This window comes from Sulfitobacter sp. R18_1 (assembly GCF_017743915.1).
Classification (GTDB): Bacteria; Pseudomonadota; Alphaproteobacteria; order Rhodobacterales; family Rhodobacteraceae; genus Sulfitobacter; species Sulfitobacter faviae.
The window spans coordinates 108,381-129,388 of sequence record NZ_JAGHRG010000007.1 but is presented as its reverse complement, the minus strand read 5'-3'; the positions used below and the strand labels follow the sequence as shown (position 1 = coordinate 129,388).

Annotated in this window: 20 protein-coding genes; 15 read left to right on the top strand and 5 right to left on the bottom strand. The window is 63.8% G+C overall.

The annotated features are described in order from the left end of the window. The first annotated feature begins 118 nt into the window (after positions 1–118). From hisC to J7392_RS14810, 3 genes are read left to right on the top strand one after another with little or no spacing between them, the layout of a single operon-like run. Positions 119–1,201: a histidinol-phosphate transaminase gene (gene hisC, locus J7392_RS14820; RefSeq protein WP_209218285.1), complete on the top strand. Its 1,083-nt coding sequence runs from the start codon at positions 119–121 to the stop codon at positions 1,199–1,201. Then, positions 1,201–2,121: a prephenate/arogenate dehydrogenase family protein gene (locus J7392_RS14815; protein ID WP_209218284.1), complete on the top strand. Its 921-nt coding sequence runs from the start codon at positions 1,201–1,203 to the stop codon at positions 2,119–2,121. Before hisC ends, J7392_RS14815 begins: the two co-directional genes overlap by 1 nt. Next, complete coding sequence (locus J7392_RS14810; RefSeq protein WP_209218283.1) at positions 2,118–2,912, top strand: extensin family protein; 795 nt, start codon at positions 2,118–2,120, stop codon at positions 2,910–2,912. Before J7392_RS14815 ends, J7392_RS14810 begins: the two co-directional genes overlap by 4 nt. 6 nt (positions 2,913–2,918) lie before the next feature. On the opposite strand, the gene J7392_RS14805 is transcribed toward J7392_RS14810, so the two are convergent. Then, entirely contained in the window at positions 2,919–3,926 is a 1,008-nt protein-coding gene (locus tag J7392_RS14805; protein ID WP_209218282.1) for a DUF2125 domain-containing protein, read from the bottom strand. Positions 3,927–3,992: 66 nt separating this feature from the next. Between J7392_RS14805 and J7392_RS14800 the strand changes: the two genes are divergently transcribed. The 3 genes from J7392_RS14800 (at position 3,993) to J7392_RS14790 (ending at position 7,731) form a co-directional block, all read left to right on the top strand. After that, on the top strand, positions 3,993–4,523 hold the full coding sequence (locus tag J7392_RS14800) for a gamma-glutamylcyclotransferase (RefSeq protein WP_209218281.1): 531 nt from the start codon (positions 3,993–3,995) through the stop codon (positions 4,521–4,523). Positions 4,524–4,594: 71 nt separating this feature from the next. Beyond that, the gene (locus J7392_RS14795) at positions 4,595–5,794 is read left to right on the top strand and encodes a biopolymer transporter ExbB (protein WP_209218280.1); all 1,200 of its coding nucleotides are present in this window, start codon (positions 4,595–4,597) and stop codon (positions 5,792–5,794) included. After that, positions 5,794–7,731 (top strand): peptidoglycan -binding protein, encoded by a 1,938-nt coding sequence (locus J7392_RS14790; RefSeq protein WP_209218279.1) that lies wholly within the window; start codon positions 5,794–5,796, stop codon positions 7,729–7,731. Before J7392_RS14795 ends, J7392_RS14790 begins: the two co-directional genes overlap by 1 nt. Positions 7,732–7,746: 15 nt before the next feature. Here J7392_RS14790 and J7392_RS14785 read toward each other — a convergent pair whose 3' ends face one another. The 3 genes from J7392_RS14785 to gloB all read right to left on the bottom strand — a co-directional run bounded on the left by J7392_RS14785 (position 7,747) and on the right by gloB (position 11,961). After that, positions 7,747–8,700: a M23 family metallopeptidase gene (locus tag J7392_RS14785; RefSeq protein WP_209218278.1), complete on the bottom strand. Its 954-nt coding sequence runs from the start codon at positions 8,698–8,700 to the stop codon at positions 7,747–7,749. Then, positions 8,697–11,018, bottom strand: coding sequence for an ATP-dependent Clp protease ATP-binding subunit ClpA (gene clpA, locus J7392_RS14780; RefSeq protein WP_067262217.1), 2,322 nt, complete (start codon positions 11,016–11,018; stop codon positions 8,697–8,699). Before clpA ends, J7392_RS14785 begins: the two co-directional genes overlap by 4 nt. Before the next feature lie 175 nt (positions 11,019–11,193). Beyond that, positions 11,194–11,961, bottom strand: a complete 768-nt coding sequence (gloB, locus tag J7392_RS14775) for a hydroxyacylglutathione hydrolase (RefSeq protein WP_209218277.1) — start codon at positions 11,959–11,961, stop codon at positions 11,194–11,196. A gap of 63 nt (positions 11,962–12,024) precedes the next feature. On the opposite strand from gloB, the gene J7392_RS14770 reads away from it, so the two are divergent. The 7 genes from J7392_RS14770 (at position 12,025) to J7392_RS14740 (ending at position 18,419) form a co-directional block, all read left to right on the top strand. Continuing rightward, positions 12,025–12,771, top strand: a complete 747-nt coding sequence (locus J7392_RS14770; RefSeq protein ID WP_067262215.1) for a class I SAM-dependent methyltransferase — start codon at positions 12,025–12,027, stop codon at positions 12,769–12,771. 294 nt (positions 12,772–13,065) lie between these two features. Continuing rightward, the gene (locus J7392_RS14765; RefSeq protein WP_209218276.1) at positions 13,066–13,626 is read left to right on the top strand and encodes a F0F1 ATP synthase subunit delta; all 561 of its coding nucleotides are present in this window, start codon (positions 13,066–13,068) and stop codon (positions 13,624–13,626) included. Next, positions 13,627–15,165 (top strand): F0F1 ATP synthase subunit alpha, encoded by a 1,539-nt coding sequence (atpA, locus tag J7392_RS14760; protein WP_209218275.1) that lies wholly within the window; start codon positions 13,627–13,629, stop codon positions 15,163–15,165. A 15-nt stretch (positions 15,166–15,180) separates the two neighbouring features. Continuing rightward, positions 15,181–16,062: a F0F1 ATP synthase subunit gamma gene (locus J7392_RS14755; protein ID WP_136720392.1), complete on the top strand. Its 882-nt coding sequence runs from the start codon at positions 15,181–15,183 to the stop codon at positions 16,060–16,062. An 18-nt stretch (positions 16,063–16,080) separates the two neighbouring features. After that, positions 16,081–17,505 (top strand): F0F1 ATP synthase subunit beta, encoded by a 1,425-nt coding sequence (atpD, locus tag J7392_RS14750; protein WP_209218274.1) that lies wholly within the window; start codon positions 16,081–16,083, stop codon positions 17,503–17,505. A gap of 12 nt (positions 17,506–17,517) precedes the next feature. After that, positions 17,518–17,958: a F0F1 ATP synthase subunit epsilon gene (locus tag J7392_RS14745; RefSeq protein WP_067262733.1), complete on the top strand. Its 441-nt coding sequence runs from the start codon at positions 17,518–17,520 to the stop codon at positions 17,956–17,958. A 110-nt stretch (positions 17,959–18,068) separates the two neighbouring features. Continuing rightward, the gene (locus J7392_RS14740; protein WP_209218273.1) at positions 18,069–18,419 is read left to right on the top strand and encodes an H-type lectin domain-containing protein; all 351 of its coding nucleotides are present in this window, start codon (positions 18,069–18,071) and stop codon (positions 18,417–18,419) included. Between the two features lie 76 nt (positions 18,420–18,495). Here the strand turns inward: J7392_RS14740 and J7392_RS14735 are convergent, their stop codons facing one another. Continuing rightward, positions 18,496–19,515, bottom strand: coding sequence for a ribose-phosphate pyrophosphokinase (locus J7392_RS14735; RefSeq protein ID WP_067262737.1), 1,020 nt, complete (start codon positions 19,513–19,515; stop codon positions 18,496–18,498). Between the two features lie 102 nt (positions 19,516–19,617). On the opposite strand from J7392_RS14735, the gene J7392_RS14730 reads away from it, so the two are divergent. Next, positions 19,618–20,214, top strand: coding sequence for a 2-hydroxychromene-2-carboxylate isomerase (locus J7392_RS14730; RefSeq protein WP_209218272.1), 597 nt, complete (start codon positions 19,618–19,620; stop codon positions 20,212–20,214). Next, entirely contained in the window at positions 20,211–21,008 is a 798-nt protein-coding gene (locus J7392_RS14725; protein WP_209218271.1) for an alpha/beta hydrolase, read from the top strand. Before J7392_RS14730 ends, J7392_RS14725 begins: the two co-directional genes overlap by 4 nt.

Genomic DNA, 21,008 nt, shown 5'->3' with positions numbered 1-21,008 from the left:
CAGGGCGGCGGGCAGCAGGGCAACAGCCTGTCCGCTGGCGCCGCGGATGCAGAATGATTCTGGCATCACCGCGACACCCCCGATAGAAGGGCGGCAGTAGCGTGAGGATGAGAGCGAGATGACACAGATCGCACCGCAACCGGGCATTATGGAGATCGACCTTTATCAAGGGGGTGCGGCGCATGTCGCGGGCCTTGAGAATGTGGTCAAGCTCAGCTCGAATGAGAACCCGCTGGGCCCCAGCCCCGCCGCCGTCGAAGCCTATCGCCGCGCGGCCTATGACTTGCATCGCTACCCACCCTCCGACCATAGCGCCCTGCGCGCCGCGATTGCTGAGGTGCTGGACCTCGATGCCGAGCGGATCATCTGCGGCGCCGGTTCGGATGAGATCATCGCCTTCCTTTGCCAGGCCTATGCCGGCCCGGGGACCGAGGTGGTGCATACCGAGCACGGCTTTGCCATGTACCGCATCTCGGCGCTGGCCGCAGGTGCGACGCCCGTTGAAGTCCCCGAGCGTGAGCGGGTGACCGATGTCGATGCCATCCTCGCCGCCTGCACCGAGGCGACGCGGCTCGTGTTCATCGCCAATCCAAACAATCCCACCGGCACGATGATCGGTCTGGCCGAGCTGGAGCGTCTGGCCGAGGCGCTGCCGCCGCAGGCGCTTCTGGTGCTCGACGGGGCCTATGCTGAATATGTCGAGGGTTACGACGGCGGTGCCGCACTGGTCGACCGGCGCGACAACGTGGTGATGACGCGCACCTTCTCTAAGCTCTATGGGCTGGGCGGGCTGCGCATTGGCTGGGGTTATGGGCCGGGCCATGTGATCGACGTGCTGAACCGGGTACGAGGCCCGTTCAACCTGTCGCAGGCCGCGCTCAACGCCGCCGAGGCGGCGATGCGCGACCGCGCCTATACCGACCATTGCCGCGCCGAGAACGCCCGCTGGCGCACGTGGCTCGCCGATGCGCTGGCCGAGATCGGCGTGCCCTCGGACGTCTCGCTCGCCAATTTCGTGCTGGCCCGTTTCGCCAATCAGGCCGAGGCCGAGGCCTGCGACGATTACCTTAAGACACAAGGGCTGATCGTGCGCCGGGTGGCGGGCTACAACCTGCCCAACTGCCTGCGGATCACCGTCGGCGACGAAAGCGCCTGCCGCCGGGTCGTGCATGCGGTGCGACAGTTCAAGGGAGGCAGCTGATGGCGCAGGTCTACGACAGGGTTGCACTGATTGGGTTGGGGCTGATTGCCTCCTCACTTTTCTGGGCGATGAAGCGCGGCGGTCTGGCGGGCGAAGTCACCGGCTATGCCCGCAGCGACGAGACCCGCGCCACGGCGCGCGAGATCGGCCTCTGCGACCGGGTCTGCGACAGCGCTGCTGAGGCCGTCGCGGACGCCGATCTGGTGGTGCTCTGCGTGCCGGTGGGTGTCATGGGCGCCGTGGCCGCAGAAATCGCGCCGCATCTCGCACCCGGTGCCACGGTGACGGACGTAGGCTCGGTCAAGGCCGACGTCATCGCGCAGGTGGGGCCGCATCTGCCCGACGGTGTGCATTTCATCCCCGCGCACCCGCTGGCGGGGACCGAGCATTCCGGCCCGCGCAGCGGCTTTGCCGAGCTCTTCGACAACCGCTGGTGCCTGCTGGTCCCGGTGGAAGGCACCGACAGGGACGCCATCGCCCGGCTGCGCGCGCTCTGGGAAGGCGCGGGCGCCAATGTTGAGGAAATGGACGCCGAGCATCACGATCTGGTGCTGGCCGTCACCTCCCACGCGCCGCACCTCATCGCTTATACGATGGTGGGCGTGGCCGACGACCTGCGCCGGGTGACCGACAGCGAGGTGATCAAGTATTCCGCCGCCGGTTTCCGCGACTTCACCCGGATCGCGGCCAGTGATCCCACGATGTGGCGCGATGTCTTTCTGACCAACAAGGACGCGACGCTGGAAATCCTTGGCCGTTTCACCGAGGAGCTTTTCGCCCTGCAACGCGCCATTCGGACCGGCGATGGCGATCATCTGCACGCCTATTTCACCCGCACCCGGGCGATCCGGCGCGGCATTATTGAGGCGGGGCAGGATACCGACGCGCCCGACTTTGGCCGGGGCGCGCCCAAGTCATGAAGGGCTGGGCTGTCCTGCCGCTGATCATGCTGGGGCAAATTGCTCTGGCTGACGGGCCGGACAGTTCTGAGCGCCCCGTGGCGCGTCAGCAGGGGGATAGCTTGCCGGTCAGCGTCGCCCCCGGCGGCGCGATCGCCCCGCCCGAACGTGACCCCGCCGCCCGTGCCGCCGCCGAGGGCGGGCAGGGGATGAAAGCATCGCTCCGTCCCTCCCTGCGCAGCGCCAAGGTTGAACAGGCCGCCCGTGCGCGGCAGCGGATGTTGGCCAAGGGCGCAGTCTGCGGCGATCTGGCGATACAGGGCAAGCGGGTGGGCCGGGTGCCGGGCCGGATCAGCGGTTGCGGGGTTGAGAATGCAGTCAAGATACGCTCGGTCTCGGGCATCCGGCTCAGCACCGAGGCGGTGATGGATTGCACCACGGCCAAGGCGCTGAACACATGGGTGCGCCAATCGGCGGTGCCTGCTTTGGCGGGGCAGGGCGGCGGGCTGAAGGAGCTCAAGGTCGCCGCGCATTACGCCTGCCGGACGCGGAACAACCGCAAGGGCGGTAAGATCTCCGAACATGGCAAGGGCCGCGCGATCGACATTTCCGGGTTTGAGCTGGCGGACGGCAGCACGATCAGCCTGCTGAAGGGCTGGCGTGCGCGGCACAGCAGCGCGGCCTTGCGACGGATGCACCGGGGCGCCTGCGGGCCGTTTGGCACGGTGCTGGGGCCAGAGGCGGACCGCTTTCACCAAGACCACTTTCACTTCGACACGGCGCGCTATCGCAGTGGCAGCTACTGCCGCTAAGCGCGGTCAGGGCTGGACTAACCGCGGCGCGGGGCCAAGCGGGATCCCCGCCAGCATCATCTGACCATCCGTAAAGATCAGGTCGAGGTCCAATCCGCCCGGCGTGCCGCCCCGCGCTTCCAACAGCCGCAGCATGGTGTCGACCTGCCCGCGCATCGACGGCGGCAGAAAGCCCGCACGTTCGCCTGCGTCCAGCAGTTTGGTCCAATTGGTGACCCGCAGGCTCAGCACCCCATCGGGAATGCCCGCGGCGTCAAAGGTGAGCGCCCCCTCGGCGCCCAAAGCCACCTCGCCCCAAGCGGCATCCACATTCTCAACCGTCAGCGCGTCGATCTGCGGCAGGGTGCCTGCCATCGCGCTGTGCCGGTCCAGCGGGCGGGCAAAGGTCACGGCCATCATTGCCGACAGGATTGGCTGGCCGCCGGGTTGGCCCGCGCCATCGCCCAAAACCTTGCGCAGCAAGGGGCCGGGGGTGATGCCGCCGGGCAGCAGCGCGATGTCATAATCCCGCGCCGCACTGCCCGATTGCGCGATCCGCATTCGCGGCTCTTCGGCCTTCAGCAGCAGCCCGTCGGGGCCGTCGACCTCAAGATGCGTGCTGCGAAGCTCCATCGCCTCCAGTTGAAGCGAGGTGCCGGGATGCAGTTCCAGATCGGCGCGCAGGTCGCGCATCTTCAGCGTTAGGGGCAATGCGCCTGCGGGCAGGTCGGCCGCCGCAACGGGCGCGCGGGCGGAGAGATCACCGGGCCACCAGACCGGGGCGGAGAGATCAAGCTGCGGGGCCTCGAATGCCAGACCGCGGGCCGGGTCTGCCACGGCAAACCCGCTCAGCCGGTTTTGCAAGGACAGGGGGAAGCCTGCTTTGTCGATGTCTTTGAGCGTCACCTCCCATCCCGCCGCGCGGCGGGTGTCGAGCAGGCGGGTCAGGGTGCTTTGCATCTGCGTCGTGGCGGCAGCCCACCACGCGCCCCAAAGTGCGGCGAGCACAATCAGCAGCCAAACCAATTTCCGCATTTCGATAGCCCTTCAAATCGTGCTTCAGATGCGGTTTACCGAAGGCCAGCAGAAAGGACCAGCAGGATGACAATGTGGGTATTTGGCTATGGCAGCCTCTTGTGGAACCCCGGTTTCGAGGTAGCGGAAAGCGTGATCGCCACGCTGCCGGGTTATGCCCGATCGTTCTGCATGCGCTCGATCCATCACCGGGGCACGGTCGAACAGCCGGGGCTGGTGCTGGCGCTGGACGAATCCGTCCGCTCGGCCTGCGAAGGCATGGCGATGCGGGTGACTGCGGGGCGGGAGGCGCAGACGCTGGAGTACCTGCGCGAGCGTGAACTGATCTCTTCGGCCTATGTCGAGAAAAACCTCACCGTACATCTGACCGATGGCCGCGATGTGGAGGCAGTCACCTATGTGATCGACGCGGCGCATGAGCAATATTGCGGCGGCCTGCCCTTGGAAGAACAGGCGCAGATCATTGCCCGCGCCGTAGGCGGACGCGGACCAAATACCGAGTATTTAATCAACACCGCCGTGCATCTGTCCGAAGTGGGCTTGCATGACCCCGCGTTGGAGTGGTTGCATGATCGGGTGAAGGCTTTGACCTCATAAAAACTTGGCAACTCTTTGCCGTTTCAGTGTAAGCTGCGGCAAGAGCAGAACAAAGGGTCAGGAAAGGCCGCATGGCACAGCCAGACCGCAAGGCAAAACCGCAGTTTTCACAGCCGGTGCGTCAGATTTCTCTGATGCTGATCGCGCTTGGCCTCACGGGGGCCGGGGTCTTTCTGGCGTTGCCACGGGTGCTGCCGATCTTTGCCGCGAACCCATGGCTGAATGGGGTCATCATCTTTGTCTTCATCGTCGGTGTGCTGGCCTGTTTCTATCAGGTGATGCAGCTTATCGGCTCGGTCCGCTGGATCGAGGATTTCGCCGCTGGCAATGCCGAACCCGATGCCAAACCGCCGCAATTGCTGGCGCCTTTGGCGTCGCTTCTGCGCCAACGCGGCGCGCGGATGCAGGTCAGCACGACCTCCACCCGGTCGATCCTCGATTCCGTCGCCTCGCGCATCGACGAAGTGCGCGAGATCACGCGCTATATCGTCAACATGTTGATTTTCCTCGGCCTTCTGGGGACATTCTACGGGCTGGCCACAACCGTTCCGGCGGTGGTCGACACGATCCGCTCCCTCGCCCCCGGTGAGGGGGAGGCGGGCGTCGATGTCTTTGGCCGTCTGATGACCGGGCTTGAGGCGCAGTTGGGCGGCATGGGCGTGGCCTTTGGCTCCTCGCTTCTGGGGCTTGCAGGCTCACTCGTCGTGGGGCTGTTGGAGCTTTTCGCGGGCCACGGGCAGAACCGCTTCTATCAAGAGCTGGAAGATTGGCTAAGTTCCATCACGCGGGTCGGGCTGACCTCGGGCGACGATGTGGGCGACCAAAATATCATGGCCAGCGTGATGGACCAAATGGTCGAACAGATGGCCGAGATGCAGCAGATGTTCACCCAGTCCGACGTTAGCCGCGCCATGGTCGACGACAAGCTGGGCAAGCTTGCCGATGCCGTGGACCGGATGACCACGCGGATGGAGCATGACACCACCACCAACAGCGCGCTGGAGCGGGTGGCCGATGGGCAAGACCGATTGATCGCCACGCTCGAAGGTCAAGTCGCGGGCGAAGGGATCGACGCAGAAAGCCGGATGCGCTTGCGCTCCATCGACGTGCAGATGCTGCGTATCTTGGAAGAGATTTCTGCCGGGCGGCAGGAAACCATGGCCGAATTGCGCAAGGATATCTCCTTGCTGGCCAAGGCGCTCTCCGGGCAACGCGCCCCTGAGGCCCGCCGTCTGCGGGCCAGCGATATCCCCGGTGGCGGGGACCAGTAATGGCACTTTCCCGGCGGACAGGCGCACGGTTTCAGGGCTCCATCTGGCCGGGGTTCGTCGATGCGATGACCGGGCTCTTGCTGGTTCTGATGTTCGTGCTGACCATCTTCATGGTGGTGCAATTCGTCCTGACAGAGCGGATCAGCGGGCAGGAAAGCGAGCTTAACGAATTGGCCGGAGAGGTCGCGGCCCTTGCCCAAGCGCTTGGCGTCGAAGAGCGCACCACCGCGCGGTTGGAGGCTCGGCTTGGCGCGCTGAATGCCTCACTAAACGACGCGCGCGATGAGGTGTCGCGACAAGAGGCGGTGATCGCTGGGCTGACCTCCGAACGCGACGCGCAAGCGGCTGCCTTGCAGGCGGCGGAGGCCGAGATCACCGGGTTTGAGGCGCGGGTGGCCGCGCTCTTGGCGTCGCAGGCCGAAGATCAGGCGCGCATCGGTGACTTGGAAGACCGCGAAGCCGCACTGTTGGATGAGCAAGAGGCGCTGAACCTCGCGCTTAGCACTGCGCGGGAGAAGATCGACGCGCAGGCGGAAACGGCCCGGCTTGCCGCCGCGAAACGCGAGGCGTTGGATGCGCTGGTGGCCGATCTGCGGGCGCAAAACGCCGAAGCCGAGGCCGAAGTCGCCGCCCTCAATGCCGAGGTGGCGGAGGCCGAAGAGGCGCTCAGCGCCGAGGAAGCCGCCCGTCTGGCCGAAGCCGCAGCGGCGCAGGCCCTGCGCGACCGGCTGGAGGATGCGGATGCGGAACTGACGGCCATGACCCTTTCGCTTGAGGCGCAGCGCAAGAAGGCCGAAGAGACGCTGACTCTTTTGGCCGCTGCCCGCGCGGCGCGCAGCGATCTCGACAGTGAGCTTGCCGCAGCGCTGCTGCGAATGGAGCGGCTGGAAGATAGCGGCGCGGGTTTGGAAGCCGAACGCGCCGCGCTCGCCGAAGAGTTGGAAGCCGCGGAAGGCACCGAAGAGGACCTGCGCGCGCGGTTGGCGCAGGCCGAGGCGGCGGAGCAGACCTTGAACGCCCGTCTGGCCGAGGCGCTGGTCCGTGTGCAGAGCCTTGAGGAAGAGGGCGAAGCGCTGAGCGGCACACAGTCGGATCTGCGCGAACGTCTGGCGCAGGCGCTGGCGGCAAAACTCGCGGCGGAGACTTTGGCCGAGGATAAGACCACCGCCGCCGAACGCCGCGCTGCCCTTTTGGCGCAGGCCGAAGAAACGCTGGCCGAGGAAAAAGCCGTGAGCGCCGCGGCGCAGCGGCAGACCGAGTTGCTGAACCAACAGGTCGCGGAACTGCGCGCGCAATTGGGGAACCTACAGGCGCTGCTCGATGACGCCGTGGCGCGGGATGCGGCGAAATCGGTGGAATTGCAATCGCTTGGCTCCGAGTTGAACACCGCGCTGGCGCGGGTCGCGGCAGAGGAACGCCGCCGCGCCGAATTGGAGGCGGCAGAGCGCAAGCGGCTTGAGGAAGAGAGCAAGAACCTCGCCCAGTACCGCTCAGAATTCTTTGGCCGGTTGCGTGATCTGCTGGGCAATCAGGAGGGTGTGCGGATTGAAGGCGACCGTTTTGTCTTCTCTTCCGAGGTGCTTTTCGCGCCGGGCAGTGCGGTGCTGAGCCAAGACGGGCAGGGTGAGATCGCCAAGGTGGCGGGCATTCTGCGCAGCGTGGTGGACGACATCCCCCCCGAGATCGATTGGGTGATCCGCGTCGATGGTCACACCGACAATGTACCGCTTTCCGGCTTTGGGGAGTTTGCGGACAACTGGGAACTCAGCCAAGCGCGGGCGCTGTCGGTGGTCAAATATATGGTCAATTTCCTTGGCATTGCGCCGGATCGTTTGGCCGCAAATGGCTTTGGCCAGTATCAGCCCGTAGCCGAGGGCAATACCGAAGCCGCGCGGGCGCAGAACAGGCGGATCGAGTTGAAGTTTACCGAGAAGTAGGCGGGCAGCCCCGGCCTATCGCAGGGTCAGAACGCCGGTCTTTTCGTCGATCACACGGCCCTCGCGCAGCAGGGTGACCCTGCCCGTATAGCGCCCGGCGGCCCATGGCGCAGAAGCCGCGCGTTTGCCGATGGCGCGAAAGGCTTGCGCCTGCGGCTTCTCCATCACCACATCCCTTTCGATGACCGTGCCTTTTGGCCCCGCGAGGCTGAGGCGCAGCACGTCATCCTTTCGCGTGCCATAGCTGTAGCCGTAGACGACCAAGGCAGGCGCATCCTTTGGCAGGGTGTCGCGATTGGCTTCGCCCGCCTTGATCTCATCATAGCTGGGCACGCGGTCGGCAAAGCCAAGCGCAATCAGCCCGCCGGGGTGGTAGGGCGGGGTGTCTTGCCAGAGGGTTTTGCGTGGTTCGACGTCACAACTATGGCCTTCGGGGGCGAATGGATCGACGGGCTGGCCGTGATGGCGCAGTGACAGGTGCAGATGCGGAAAGGCCGCTTTGCCGGACTGGCCGACCAGTCCGAGAGCGTCGCCAACCGCCACCTCTTGCCCTTCTTGAACGCGGAGCGAGCCGTGTTTCAGGTGGCAGTATTGCGTCTCCCATCCCTGGCCGAGGTCGATCACCACGCCGTTGCCGCATTCGCGCCCTCGGACCTCCGAAAGCGGCGCGCCATCTGGCATCCCGTCCCGCAGTCCTTTGACCACCCCCGCCGCCGCCGCGCGCACGGTCACGCCCGCGGCCATCGCCGCGCGGTCGGGCAGGGCGAAATCCGTGCCCTTGTGGCCATCATAGGTCAGGCCGGAACAGCGGTAGTCCTCTGCGCCGCCGCTCGGGTCGCGGTCCATATATTGTTGGATGTGGCAGTCCTGCCCAAGGGTGCAATCCAGCGGAAAGGCCAATTGCAAATCCTCCGCCAGCGCAGGGCTGGCGGAGGAGAGGATCAGGGCCAGTGCGGCCCGATAGATCATTCCGCGGTGAGCAGCGGGGGGCGATCACCGGAAAGACGCTTGCTTTCGCTGCCCAAGACCTTGAGCGTCAGCTCATCATCCTTGACGCCGACCTTGACGACACCGCCCTTGGCCAGCTTGCCAAAGAGCAGTTCCTCGGCCAGCGGCTTCTTGATGTGCTCTTGGATCACGCGGCCCAAGGGACGCGCGCCCATTTTGTCGTCGTAGCCCTTGTCGGCAAGCCATTCGGCGGCCTTCTTGGAAAGCTCGATGGTCACGTTGCGGTCCATCAGCTGCGCTTCGAGTTGCAGCACGAACTTCTCGACCACCCGCAGGATCACCGACTTCGGCAGAGGCGCGAAGGAGATCACGGCGTCCAGACGGTTGCGGAACTCCGGCGTGAAGGTCCGCTCGATCGCGGCGGTATCCTCGCCCTCGCGGCGGTCGCGGCCAAAGCCCACAGCCGCTTTGGCCTGTTCGGAGGCGCCCGCGTTGGAGGTCATGATCAGCACCACATTACGGAAATCCACCGTGCGGCCATTGTGATCGGTCAGCTTGCCGTGGTCCATCACCTGCAACAGAATGTTGTAGACGTCCGGGTGCGCCTTCTCCATCTCGTCGAGCAGCAGCACGCAATGCGGATGCTGGTCCACGCCATCGGTGAGCATGCCGCCTTGGTCAAAGCCGACATAGCCCGGAGGCGCGCCAATCAGACGGCTAACTGCGTGTTTCTCCATATATTCCGACATGTCGAAACGCAGCAGTTCCACGCCGAGGGTGTCGGCCAATTGCTTGGCGACCTCGGTTTTACCCACGCCAGTGGGACCAGCGAAGAGGTAGTTGCCGATGGGCTTGTCCGGCTCACGCAGGCCCGCACGGGACAGTTTGATCGCCGAAGACAGCGCCACGATGGCGTCGTCCTGACCAAACACCACCCGCTTGAGCGAGCTTTCCAGATCCTTCAGCACCACCACATCGTCCTTGGAGACATTCTTCGGCGGGATGCGGGCGATCTTGGCCACCACGGCCTCGACCTCCTTGGTGCCGATGGTCTTGCGGCGCTTGGAGGCGGCGACGAGGTGCTGGGCGGCACCGGCTTCGTCGATCACGTCAATCGCGCTATCGGGCAGCTTGCGGTCGTTAATATAGCGATGCGCCAGTTCCACGGAGGTCTTGATCGCGTCGGAGGTGTATTTGACGCTGTGATGCTCCTCGAAATAGGGTTTCAGCCCCTTGAGAATCTTGGTGGCGTCTTCGACCGAAGGCTCGCTCACGTCGATCTTCTGGAACCGGCGGCTCAGCGCGCGGTCCTTCTCGAAGTGCTGGCGGAACTCCTTATAGGTGGTGGAGCCCATGGTGCGCAGCTTGCCGCCTTGAAGCGCGGGCTTCAGCAGGTTGGAGGCATCCATCGCGCCGCCCGAAGTGGCACCGGCGCCGATCACGGTGTGGATCTCGTCGATGAAAAGCACGGCGTCCTTGTGATCCTCAAGCTCGGTCACCACGGCCTTGAGCCGCTCTTCGAAGTCACCGCGGTAGCGGGTGCCCGCCAAGAGCGCGCCCATGTCGAGCGAGTAGATCGTGGTATTGGCCAGCACCTCAGGCGTTTCACCGGCGACGATCTTGCGCGCCAGCCCTTCGGCGATGGCGGTTTTGCCGACACCTGGATCCCCCACCAGAAGCGGGTTGTTCTTACGACGGCGGCAGAGCACTTGAATGCAGCGCTCAACCTCGCCCTCGCGGCCGATCAGCGGGTCGATGTCGCCCTCGCGGGATTTGGCGTTGAGGTCCACGCAGTATTTCGCCAGCGCGGATTCCTTCTTGTCGCCATCGGTGACGCCTTGGGCCTCTTCCTCGGTCTCGGGCGCGCCTGTGACGGGGCGGGATTCACCATATGCCGGGTCTTTGGCGACACCATGGGCGATGAAGTTCACCGCGTCATAGCGGGTCATGTCCTGTTCTTGCAGGAAATAGGCGGCGTTGCTCTCACGCTCGGCAAAGATGGCGACCAGCACGTTGGCGCCCGTCACCTCGGTCCGGCCCGAGGATTGCACATGGATTGCGGCGCGTTGGATCACGCGCTGGAAAGCCGCCGTCGGCACCGCTTCGGAACCGTCGATGTCGGTGATCAGATTGCTGAGATCATCGTCGACGAATTCCACCAGCGTATCGCGCAGGTCAGAGACATCGACGGAACAGGCTTTCATGACCTGCACGGCATCGGGTTCATCGAGCAAGGCCAGCAACAGATGTTCAAGCGTTGCGAATTCGTGGCGGCGGGCATTGGCCAGCGCGAGGGCCGCGTGGATTGCCTGCTCAAGTGTAGTCGAGAATGAAGGCACGGGCGTGCTCCTTTTCGATCGGGGTCGGTGAGGTGCTGAGATGTCTCAGGCCCCGGTCCGACCATGGCCTCATAGTATTAGAGTTTGGTTGATCATCGCCCATCTTCAAGAAGATTCTGGTCCGAATCGGTCACATTTGCCGTGAGCGAGGACTTTGAGCCATGATTGCAGGCGCTCAGAACTGATCTTTTCGCCTGCGGATTTCGGTGAACACTTCCGTGTCGGTGGCGTCTGGCATCCCCAAGGTCGCGCGGATGGCCGGGTTGGCGGGGCGCAGGAAGGGATTGGTTTCTAGTTCCAGTGAAAGCGACGAGGGGACGGTCGGCTGCCCTTTGGCGCGGGCGCTGTCGATGTCCTTGGCCCTTGATATAAGGGCGGGATTGTCCGGATCAACGGTCAGGGCGAATTTTGCGTTGGCGGCGGTGTATTCGTGGCCCGAGCAGATCGTCGTGTCACGGGGCAGGGCGGTCAGCTTTTGCAGGCTTTCCCACATCTGCGCAGGCGTTCCTTCGAAGAGGCGGCCGCAGCCAAGCGCCATCAGGCTGTCGGCGGTAAAGGCCGCCTCGGCTTGGGGCACATGAAAGGCGATATGGCCCACGGTATGGCCCGACACATCGAGCACTTGGGCCTCAAGCGCGCCCAGCTTGATGCTGTCACCCTCGGCCACCGCGCGGTCGAGCGTGGGCAGGCGGTGGGCATCATCCTTGGCGCCGATCACCTCGGCGGGGAAGCGGGTGAGCAGTTCGGCCAGACCTTGAACGTGGTCGGGGTGGTGGTGGGTCAGCCAGACTTGGCTCAGCGTCCAGCCGCGGCGGTCAAGCTCTGCCATGATCGGCGCGGCTTCGGGTACATCGACCAGCGCCACCGCGCCGCTGTCATGGTCACGCAGCAAAAAGGCGTAGTTGTCCGACAGACAGGGAATCGTGACCAGATCAAAGGCCATGGCGTCTTACCTCGCTGTGTTGTTATGGTCCGGTAAGAGTGACACTCACCAAGGCGGGCTGCAATGCATCTTGATGTACAGGATCTGCGCAATTTCTATTATCGCAGCGCGTTGGGACGTGCGGCGCAGAAATCCCTGCGCGGGCGGTTGTTGGAGCTTTGGCCCGAGGCGAAGGGCCAGACCGTTGTCGGCTTTGGCTTTGCCGCGCCCCTGCTGCGCCCTTATCTGGCGGATGCGCGGCGGGTGATGGTCTTGATGCCCGGCCCGCAGGGGGTGATGCCTTGGCCTGCGGGGATGCCCAACACCTCGGTCCTGACGGAAGAGACGCTTTGGCCGGTCGAGACGGGGGCGGTGGATAAGCTGGTTCTGATGCATGGGCTCGAAACTTCTGAGCGGCCCAGTGAACTGCTTGACGAATGCTGGCGCGTGCTGGGGCCGGGGGGCAAGGCGCTGTTTATCGTGCCAAGCCGCGCGGGCATGTGGGCGCGGCGCGACCGCACGCCTTTCGGCTATGGGCGGCCCTATTCGCCGGGGCAGCTAGAGACGCAGTTGCGCAAGCATCAGTTCTTGCCCGAACGGCACCTCGGCGCGCTTTATCAGTTCCCGTCGCAGCAGCGAATCTGGATGAAATCGGCGCCTTTGTTCGAAAAAATCGGGCGTCAGATGCCGACGATGATGGGCGGCGGCGCGATCTTGGTGGAGGCCACGAAACTGGTTTACCCGCCACGGGGCCGTCCGCAACGCAGCACCGCAAGGCGCGCCATCGGGGTGTTGGAGGGGATGGCAGAGCCGCAGGCCAAACCGGTCTAAACGCCTCAGCGCCTTGTAGACTTAGCGCATGCAGTGCGCGAGGGGGCTGGATTCGTGGGCCTGCTCCAGCGGTGAGTTGGGTGGCATTTTTCTGCGGCAAAGAGCCGCGATAGGCCGCAGCCCTTGCAATATTGCAGCACGCCGAGACATTACCTGGCTATACTGTGTTGCCGGGCGTGAACCTGTCTGCTACATCGCCCCTGATTTAGACGTCTTGGGTAACTTCAAGCCGCGCCAACTGCTGGTGACGCGACATCTTCGCATATCCGGCGCTTATTGAACGAGAGGATGGACGTGTCCGAACCTGCTTCCATTTCCACCGGTATCGCGGAACGTTATGCGACAGCCGTGTACGATCTGGCCCGCGAGGCCAATCAGGTCGATGCCATCGAGGGCGATCTTACCGCGCTTGAAGCGGCATTGAACGACAGCGACGATTTTCGCCGCCTGACCACTTCGCCGCTCTATACCCGCGAAGAGCAGGAACAGGCGATCAAGGTGCTGGCCGAGAAGATGGGCCTGACCAAGGCCATGGCGAACACGCTGCAACTGATGGCGCAAAAGCGCCGCCTGTTCGCGCTGCCCGCGCTGGTCAAAGCGCTGCGCGAGACCATTGCCGAAGCCAAAGGCGAAATCACTGCCGAGGTCACAACGGCCAAGGCACTGACGAAGGCACAGTCGGACAAGCTGGCGAAATCGCTGACCGCTTCCACCGGCAAAAAAGTATCACTTCATGCGACCGTTGATGAAAGCCTCATCGGCGGTCTTGTCGTCAAAGTGGGCTCGAAGATGATCGACACCTCGATCCGCTCCAAGCTCAATTCCCTCCAGAATGTAATGAAAGAGGTCGGATAAATGGGTATCCAAGCAGCAGAGATTTCTGCGATCCTGAAGGACCAGATCAAGGATTTCGGTCAGGAAACCGAAGTGGCCGAAGTGGGTCGCGTTCTCTCCGTCGGTGACGGTATCGCCCGCGTCTATGGTCTGGACAACGTTCAGGCCGGTGAAATGGTCGAATTCCCCGGCGGCATTCAGGGCATGGCCCTGAACCTCGAAGCCGACAACGTGGGTGTCGTTATCTTCGGCTCCGACCGCGACATTACCGAAGGCGACACCGTCAAGCGCACCAACTCCATCGTGGACGTGCCAATCGGTGACGAACTGCTGGGCCGCGTTGTTGACGGTCTGGGCAACCCCATCGACGGCAAAGGCCCCATCGGCGCCACCAAGCGCGGCATCGCCGACGTGAAGGCACCGGGCATCATTCCGCGTAAATCCGTGCACGAGCCGATGGCCACTGGCCTCAAGTCCGTTGACGCGATGATCCCGATTGGCCGTGGCCAGCGTGAGCTGATCATTGGCGACCGTCAGACCGGCAAGACCGCCGTCGCGCTCGACGCGATGCTGAACCAAGCTCAGGTCAACGAAGCCGCTGGCGACGACGAGAGCAAGAAGATGTACTGCGTCTACGTCGCGATCGGCCAGAAGCGCTCGACCGTGGCGCAGCTGGTGAAAAAGCTCGAAGAGACCGGCGCGATCGACTACTCCATCGTCGTGGCCGCGACCGCGTCCGAGCCCGCGCCGATGCAGTTCCTCGCGCCCTATGCCGCCACCGCGATGGCCGAGCATTTCCGCGACAATGGCCGCCACGCGCTGATCATCTACGATGACCTTTCCAAGCAGGCCGTGTCCTACCGTCAGATGTCCCTGCTGCTGCGCCGCCCGCCGGGCCGCGAAGCCTACCCGGGCGACGTTTTCTACCTCCACTCCCGCCTGCTCGAGCGCTCCGCGAAACTGGGTGACGAAGCTGGCAACGGCTCGCTGACCGCGCTGCCGATCATTGAGACCCAGGGTGGCGACGTGTCCGCGTTTATTCCGACCAACGTGATCTCGATCACCGACGGTCAGATCTTCCTTGAGACCGAACTGTTCTACCAAGGCATCCGTCCCGCCGTGAACACCGGTCTGTCGGTTTCGCGTGTTGGCTCTTCGGCTCAGACCAAGGCGATGTCCTCGGTGGCCGGTCCGGTGAAACTGTCGCTGGCCCAGTACCGCGAAATGGCGGCCTTCGCCCAGTTCGGTTCCGACCTCGACGCCGCGACCCAGCAGCTGCTGAACCGTGGTGCGCGTCTGACCGAACTGATGAAGCAGCCGCAGTACGCGCCGCTGACCAACTCGGAAATCGTCTGCGTGATCTACGCCGGTACCCACGGCTATCTCGACAAGGTGGACATCTCGGACGTCGGCCGTTTCGAAGCGGGCCTGCTGGCGCATCTGCGCAGCAAGCATGACGACCTTCTCAAGGACATCACCAACAACGACCGCAAGGTCAAAGGCGAGTTGGAAGAGAAGATCAAAGCCGCCATCGACGGTTTCGCCGCCGACTTCGCTTAAACGGGAGATAAGGCAATGCCAAATCTCAAGGACCTGAAGAACAGGATCTCGTCGGTCAAATCGACCCGCAAGATCACCAAGGCCATGCAAATGGTTGCCGCGGCGAAACTTCGCCGCGCGCAGGAGGCTGCCGAGGCTTCGCGTCCCTATTCTGAGCGGTTCAACGCCGTGATGGCAGGGCTCGCGGCCAGCGTCGGCGGTTCCGACAGCGCGCCCAAGCTGCTTAGCGGCACGGGTGAAGACAAGGTGCATCTGCTGGTGGTCATGACCGCCGAACGCGGGCTGTGCGGCGGCTTCAACAGCAACATCGCGAAGAAGGCCAAGGCCCATGCGCGCGATCTGCTGGCTCAGGGCAAAGAGGTGAAAATCCTCACCGTTGGTAAGAAGGGCCGCGACGCGCTGCGCCGCGATCTGGGCGATCATCTGGTGGGCCATGTTGACCTCAGCGAAGTCAAAAAGATCGGCTATGGTGATGCGCAAAACATCGCGCAGGACGTGCTGAACCGCTTTGACGCGGGCGAATTTGACGTGGCGACGATCTTCTATGCGAAGTTCGTGAACGTGGTCATGCAGACGCCGACGGCGCAGCAGATCATCCCCGCCAAATTCGACGGCGAAGAAGGCGACGACAGCGCAGCGTCCACATTGTTCGACTATGAACCCAGCGAAGAGGCGGTCTTGGCCGACCTTCTGCCGCGCGGGGTCGCCACGGCGATCTTCTCGGCCCTGCTGGAGAACGGTGCATCCGAACAGGGTGCCCGGATGTCGGCGATGGACAACGCCACACGCAACGCGGGTGAGATGATCGACAAGCTGACCATCGAGTACAACCGCTCGCGTCAGGCTGTCATCACCAACGAGCTGATCGAAATCATTTCCGGCGCGGAAGCGCTGTAAGCAAATCGGAGACACGACATGGCAAAAGCTGTCGGTAAAATTACACAGGTCATCGGCGCTGTCGTTGACGTTCAATTCGAGGGCGACCTGCCCGAGATTCTCAACGCGCTCCACACCGAGAACCAAGGCAAGACGCTGGTTCTCGAAGTGGCGCAGCACCTTGGCGAAAACACCGTGCGTGCCATTGCGATGGACGCAACCGAAGGTTTGGTCCGCGGTCAAGACGTGACCGACACTGGCGACCAGATCCGCGTGCCCGTCGGCAACGCGACCCTGGGCCGCATCATGAACGTCACCGGCGAAGCCGTGGACGAGCAGGGCCCGGTCAACGCGGACAACTCCCGCGCCATTCACGGCGAAGCGCCCGAGTTCGCGGCCCAGTCGACCGAGACCGAAATCCTCGTCACCGGCATCAAGGTCATCGACCTGCTGGCCCCCTACACCAAGGGTGGTAAAATTGGCCTCTTCGGCGGTGCCGGCGTGGGCAAGACCGTTCTCATCATGGAACTGATCAACAACATCGCCAAAGTGCACTCGGGTCTCTCCGTGTTCGCGGGCGTTGGTGAGCGGACCCGTGAGGGCAACGACCTCTACCACGAGATGATCGAATCCGGCGTTATCGTTCCCGACAACCTCGTGGACTCGAAAATTGCGCTGGTCTACGGCCAGATGAACGAGCCTCCGGGTGCGCGTATGCGGATCGCCCTGACCGGCCTGACACTGGCCGAGCAGTTCCGCGACGAATCCGGTTCCGACGTTCTGTTCTTCGTCGACAACATCTTCCGCTTCACGCAGGCCGGTTCCGAAGTGTCCGCCCTTCTGGGCCGCATTCCTTCCGCTGTGGGCTACCAGCCGACACTGGCGACCGACATGGGCGTCATGCAGGAGCGTATTGCTTCGACCAAGAACGGCTCGATCACCTCGGTTCAGGCCGTCTACGTTCCCGCGGACGACCTTACCGACCCCGCGCCGGCGACCTCCTTTGCGCACCTCGACGCGACAACGGTTCTTGACCGTTCGATCTCGGAAAAGGGCATCTACCCGGCGGTTGACCCGCTCGGCTCCACCTCGCGTCTGCTTGACCCGCTGATCATTGGCGACGAGCACTACAAGGTGGCGACGGACGTCCAGCAGGTGCTGCAGCGCTACAAGTCGCTTCAGGACATCATCGCCATTCTCGGCATGGATGAGTTGAGCGAAGAGGACAAGCTGACCGTGGCCCGCGCCCGTAAGATCGAGCGTTTCCTCAGCCAGCCGTTCGACGTGGCGAAGGTCTTCACCGGTTCCGACGGCGTTCAGGTGCCGCTGGAAGAAACAATCGCGTCCTTTAAGGCCGTGGTTGCCGGTGAGTATGACCACCTGCCCGAAGGTGCCTTCTACATGGTTGGCGGCATCGACGAAGTGAAGGCGAAAGCCGAGAAAATGGCGGCAGACGCCGCTTAAGGAGCGCTGACAATGGCAGACACAATGCAATTCGACCTCGTTTCGCCGGAACGGCGGCTGGCATCGATGCAGGTGACGGCCGTGCAGATTCCGGGCACCGAGGGTGACATGACGGCCATGGCCGATCATGCGCCCACCATCACCACCCTGCGTCCGGGCCTTCTGCGCGTGGAAGGGCCGGAGGGCACGACAGAATACGTCGTGACCGGCGGCTTCGCCGAAATCGGCGGGCAGGGCGGCGTGTCTGTGCTGGCGGAACGTGCCGTGGCGCGTGCCGACATGACGCAGGAGCAGATGGACAGTATGGTGGCAGAGGCGCATGCCGTCTACACCCGCGCCAAGGACAACTGGGAGAATGAGCCCGGTCCCGTGGATGACGCCGCCAAGCTGCTCTCCGATATGGTTGCCGTTGGTGATCACATCGGGTTGTCGAGCAAGCAACCCAACCTGTAATGCGTTGAAAATTCGTGAAAAGCCCCGCTTCGGCGGGGCTTTTTGCTTTTCTGCCTCTCCCTGCTGCGGCATCATTGTGCAGTGATCAAAAAAGCGGGCAGGCTAGGGATATGAAACGACTGCGCAGCCATACCATCGGCGTGGACAACGGCGATGTAATGCTGTTTTCAGAGTTCGAAGACGGCGGTTCGATGTGGACGGGCCATGGCCAGCGTGAACGCCGCCGCCGGATCAATTTTTCCGAACCCTTCCGAGAGCCGCCCCATGTTCAGGTCACGATGTCGCTTTGGGACATTGATGCCAGCACCGTCACCCGCGCCGACATCTGCGCCGAGGCGGTGACCGAGGCGGGCTTTGACATAGTGTTCCGCACATGGGGCGACACCCGCGTCGCGCGGGCGCGGCTGGCTTGGACGGCGATCGGATCACTGGGGGAGGAGGATGACTGGGTCATCGGCTAGGCCCGTCGCTTCGGCGGGAGGGGCCTAGAAGGCGCGGGCGGCCCGTTGGGGCCGGCCCTAGATCACAGCACGCGGCTTAGCTCGCGGCATACATCCCGTCATAGATCGGGCCCAGCGTTTCTGCCTCGAACAGCGAGGAGACGGAGGTGCCGTTCCAGATGTTTAGGATCGCTTGGGCGAACATCGGCGCGGTGGGCACGATGCGGATGTTCGGCGCTTTCTTGACCGCGGGGGTCGGCGCGATGCTGTCGGTGATGACCAGCGATTTCATGACCGAATTGGCCACACGTTCGACCGCCGGGCCGGACATGACGCCATGGGTGATGTAGGAGTGCACTTCCTTGGCGCCGTTCTCCAGCAGCACTTCGGCGGCTTTGCAGAGCGTGCCCGCGGTGTCGCAGATGTCGTCCACGATCAGGCAGGTCTTGCCCTTCACATCGCCGATCACGGTCATCTCGGCCACTTCGCCGGCTTTCTCGCGGCGTTTGTCGACGATCGACAGGGGGGAGTTGATCCGCTTGGCCAGTTCGCGTGCGCGGGCCACGCCGCCAACGTCGGGGCTGACGACCATCAGCTCATCCATACGGTCTTTGAAAGCGTCCTTGATATCCAGCGCAAAGATCGGGGAGGCGTAGAGGTTGTCGACCGGAATGTCGAAGAAACCTTGGATCTGCGCGGCGTGCAGGTCCATGGTCAGGATCCGCTCGATCCCGCTGCCGGTCAGCATGTTGGCGACCATCTTGGCGGTGATCGGCGTACGCGCCTTGGTGCGGCGGTCCTGACGGGCGTAGCCGAAATAGGGCAGCACCGCAGTGACCCGCGCGGCCGAGGACCGGCGCAGCGCGTCGGCCATGATCATCAGTTCCATCAGGTTGTCGTTCGCGGGGTTCGACGTGGGCTGGATGATGAACATATCCTCGCCGCGCACGTTCTCATAAACCTCGACGAAAATCTCGCCGTCGTTGAACCGTTCGACCCGCGCATCGACAAGGCCGACATTGACGCCGCGATGCAGCGACATGCGCCGCGCGATGGCCTTGGCAAGCGGCATATTGGCATTGCCTGAGATCAGTTTAGGTTCTGAAGTGCGTGGCATAGGGGCTCCGGGGCAGCGGTAGGTTGCAGATTCGTGACGTTGACACCGCTTAGCATGCGCTTACGGTCGGGCAAAGCTGCACCGCCCCCGAAGGAGAGCCAAATGGCCCGGATCGACTATTTTTTCGCAACGCTGTCACCCTATTGCTACCTCGCCGGGAATCGGCTTGAGGCGATTGCCGAAAAGCACGGGGTCGAGATCGTTTACAAACCTTTCGACATCGTGGCCGCTTTCCCGCGTACCGGCGGGCTGCCCCCGGCAGAGCGTCACCCCAGCCGGAATGAATACCGCGCCCAAGACCTGCCGCGGCAGGCGCGCAAGCTGGGCTTGCCATTCAACCTTAAGCCCGCGCATTGGCCGACGAATGGCGCGCCCGCGGCCTATGCGGTGATCGCGGCGCAGAACGCGGGCGGGGGCGATTTGGGCAAGCTGACCCATGCCATCACCCGCGCCGTCTGGGCCGAAGAAAAGGACATCGGCCATGACGATGTGGTCCGCGCCTGTCTGAGTGACGCGGGGTTCGATCCCGCGCTGGCTGACAGCGGGCTGTTGCAAGGGGCCGAAACCTATGCCGCGAACCTTGAAGAGGCCGTCGCGCAGGGTGTCTTTGGCGCGCCGTTCTATATCGTCGGAGATCAGAAGTTCTGGGGGCAGGACCGTTTGGAGGACCTCGACCAGCACCTCGGGGGCAAGCTGTGATTCCAGAGATTAACGCGCGCCGTTTTGGTCACGGCCCGCGCCCGGCCTTGGCGATCCATTGCTCGCTGGCGCATTCCGGCGCGTGGCGGGGCATCGGGGTCGCACTGTCGGATGAGCTGACCCTGCGCGCTTTCGACCTGCCGATGCACGGGCGGTCGGGCGATTGGGACGGGCAGGGGAATATCCACGACGTGGCGACAGAGATGGCGCTGAGCCTGCTCGAAGCGCCGATGGACCTGATCGGCCATTCCTTTGGCGCGACGGTGGCGATGCGGTTGGCGATTGAACATCCCGAACTGGTGCGCAGCATCACGCTGATCGAGCCGGTCTATTTCGCCGCCGCCAAACAGGATGACCCCGAGGCGATGGCCGAATACAACGAACAGAACGCGGCCTTTGAGGCGGCTTTGGCCGGCGGCGACGCGGAAACCGCCGCGCGGCTGTTCAACCGCGTTTGGGGCGATGGCACGAAATGGGATCAAATCCCCGAGCCGACCCGCGCCTATATGGTCGATCGCATCGGCTTCATCCCCGCCTCTTCGCCCTTCTTGGGCGAGGACAGCGCAGGACTACTCGCGCCGGGCATGTTCGACCGTGCGTCGATGCCCGCGCTTTTGGTCGAAGGCAGCGCCTCTCCCAAGGCGGCCCATGCGATCAACGCGTCGCTGATGCGCCGCTTGCCGGACGCGCGGCGCGTCTCGGTCGAGGGGGCAGGGCATATGGTGCCCATCACCCATGCCGCCGAGGTCGCCGAAGCGATCCGTGATTTCCTGAACGACGTGCCGCTGGCGTGA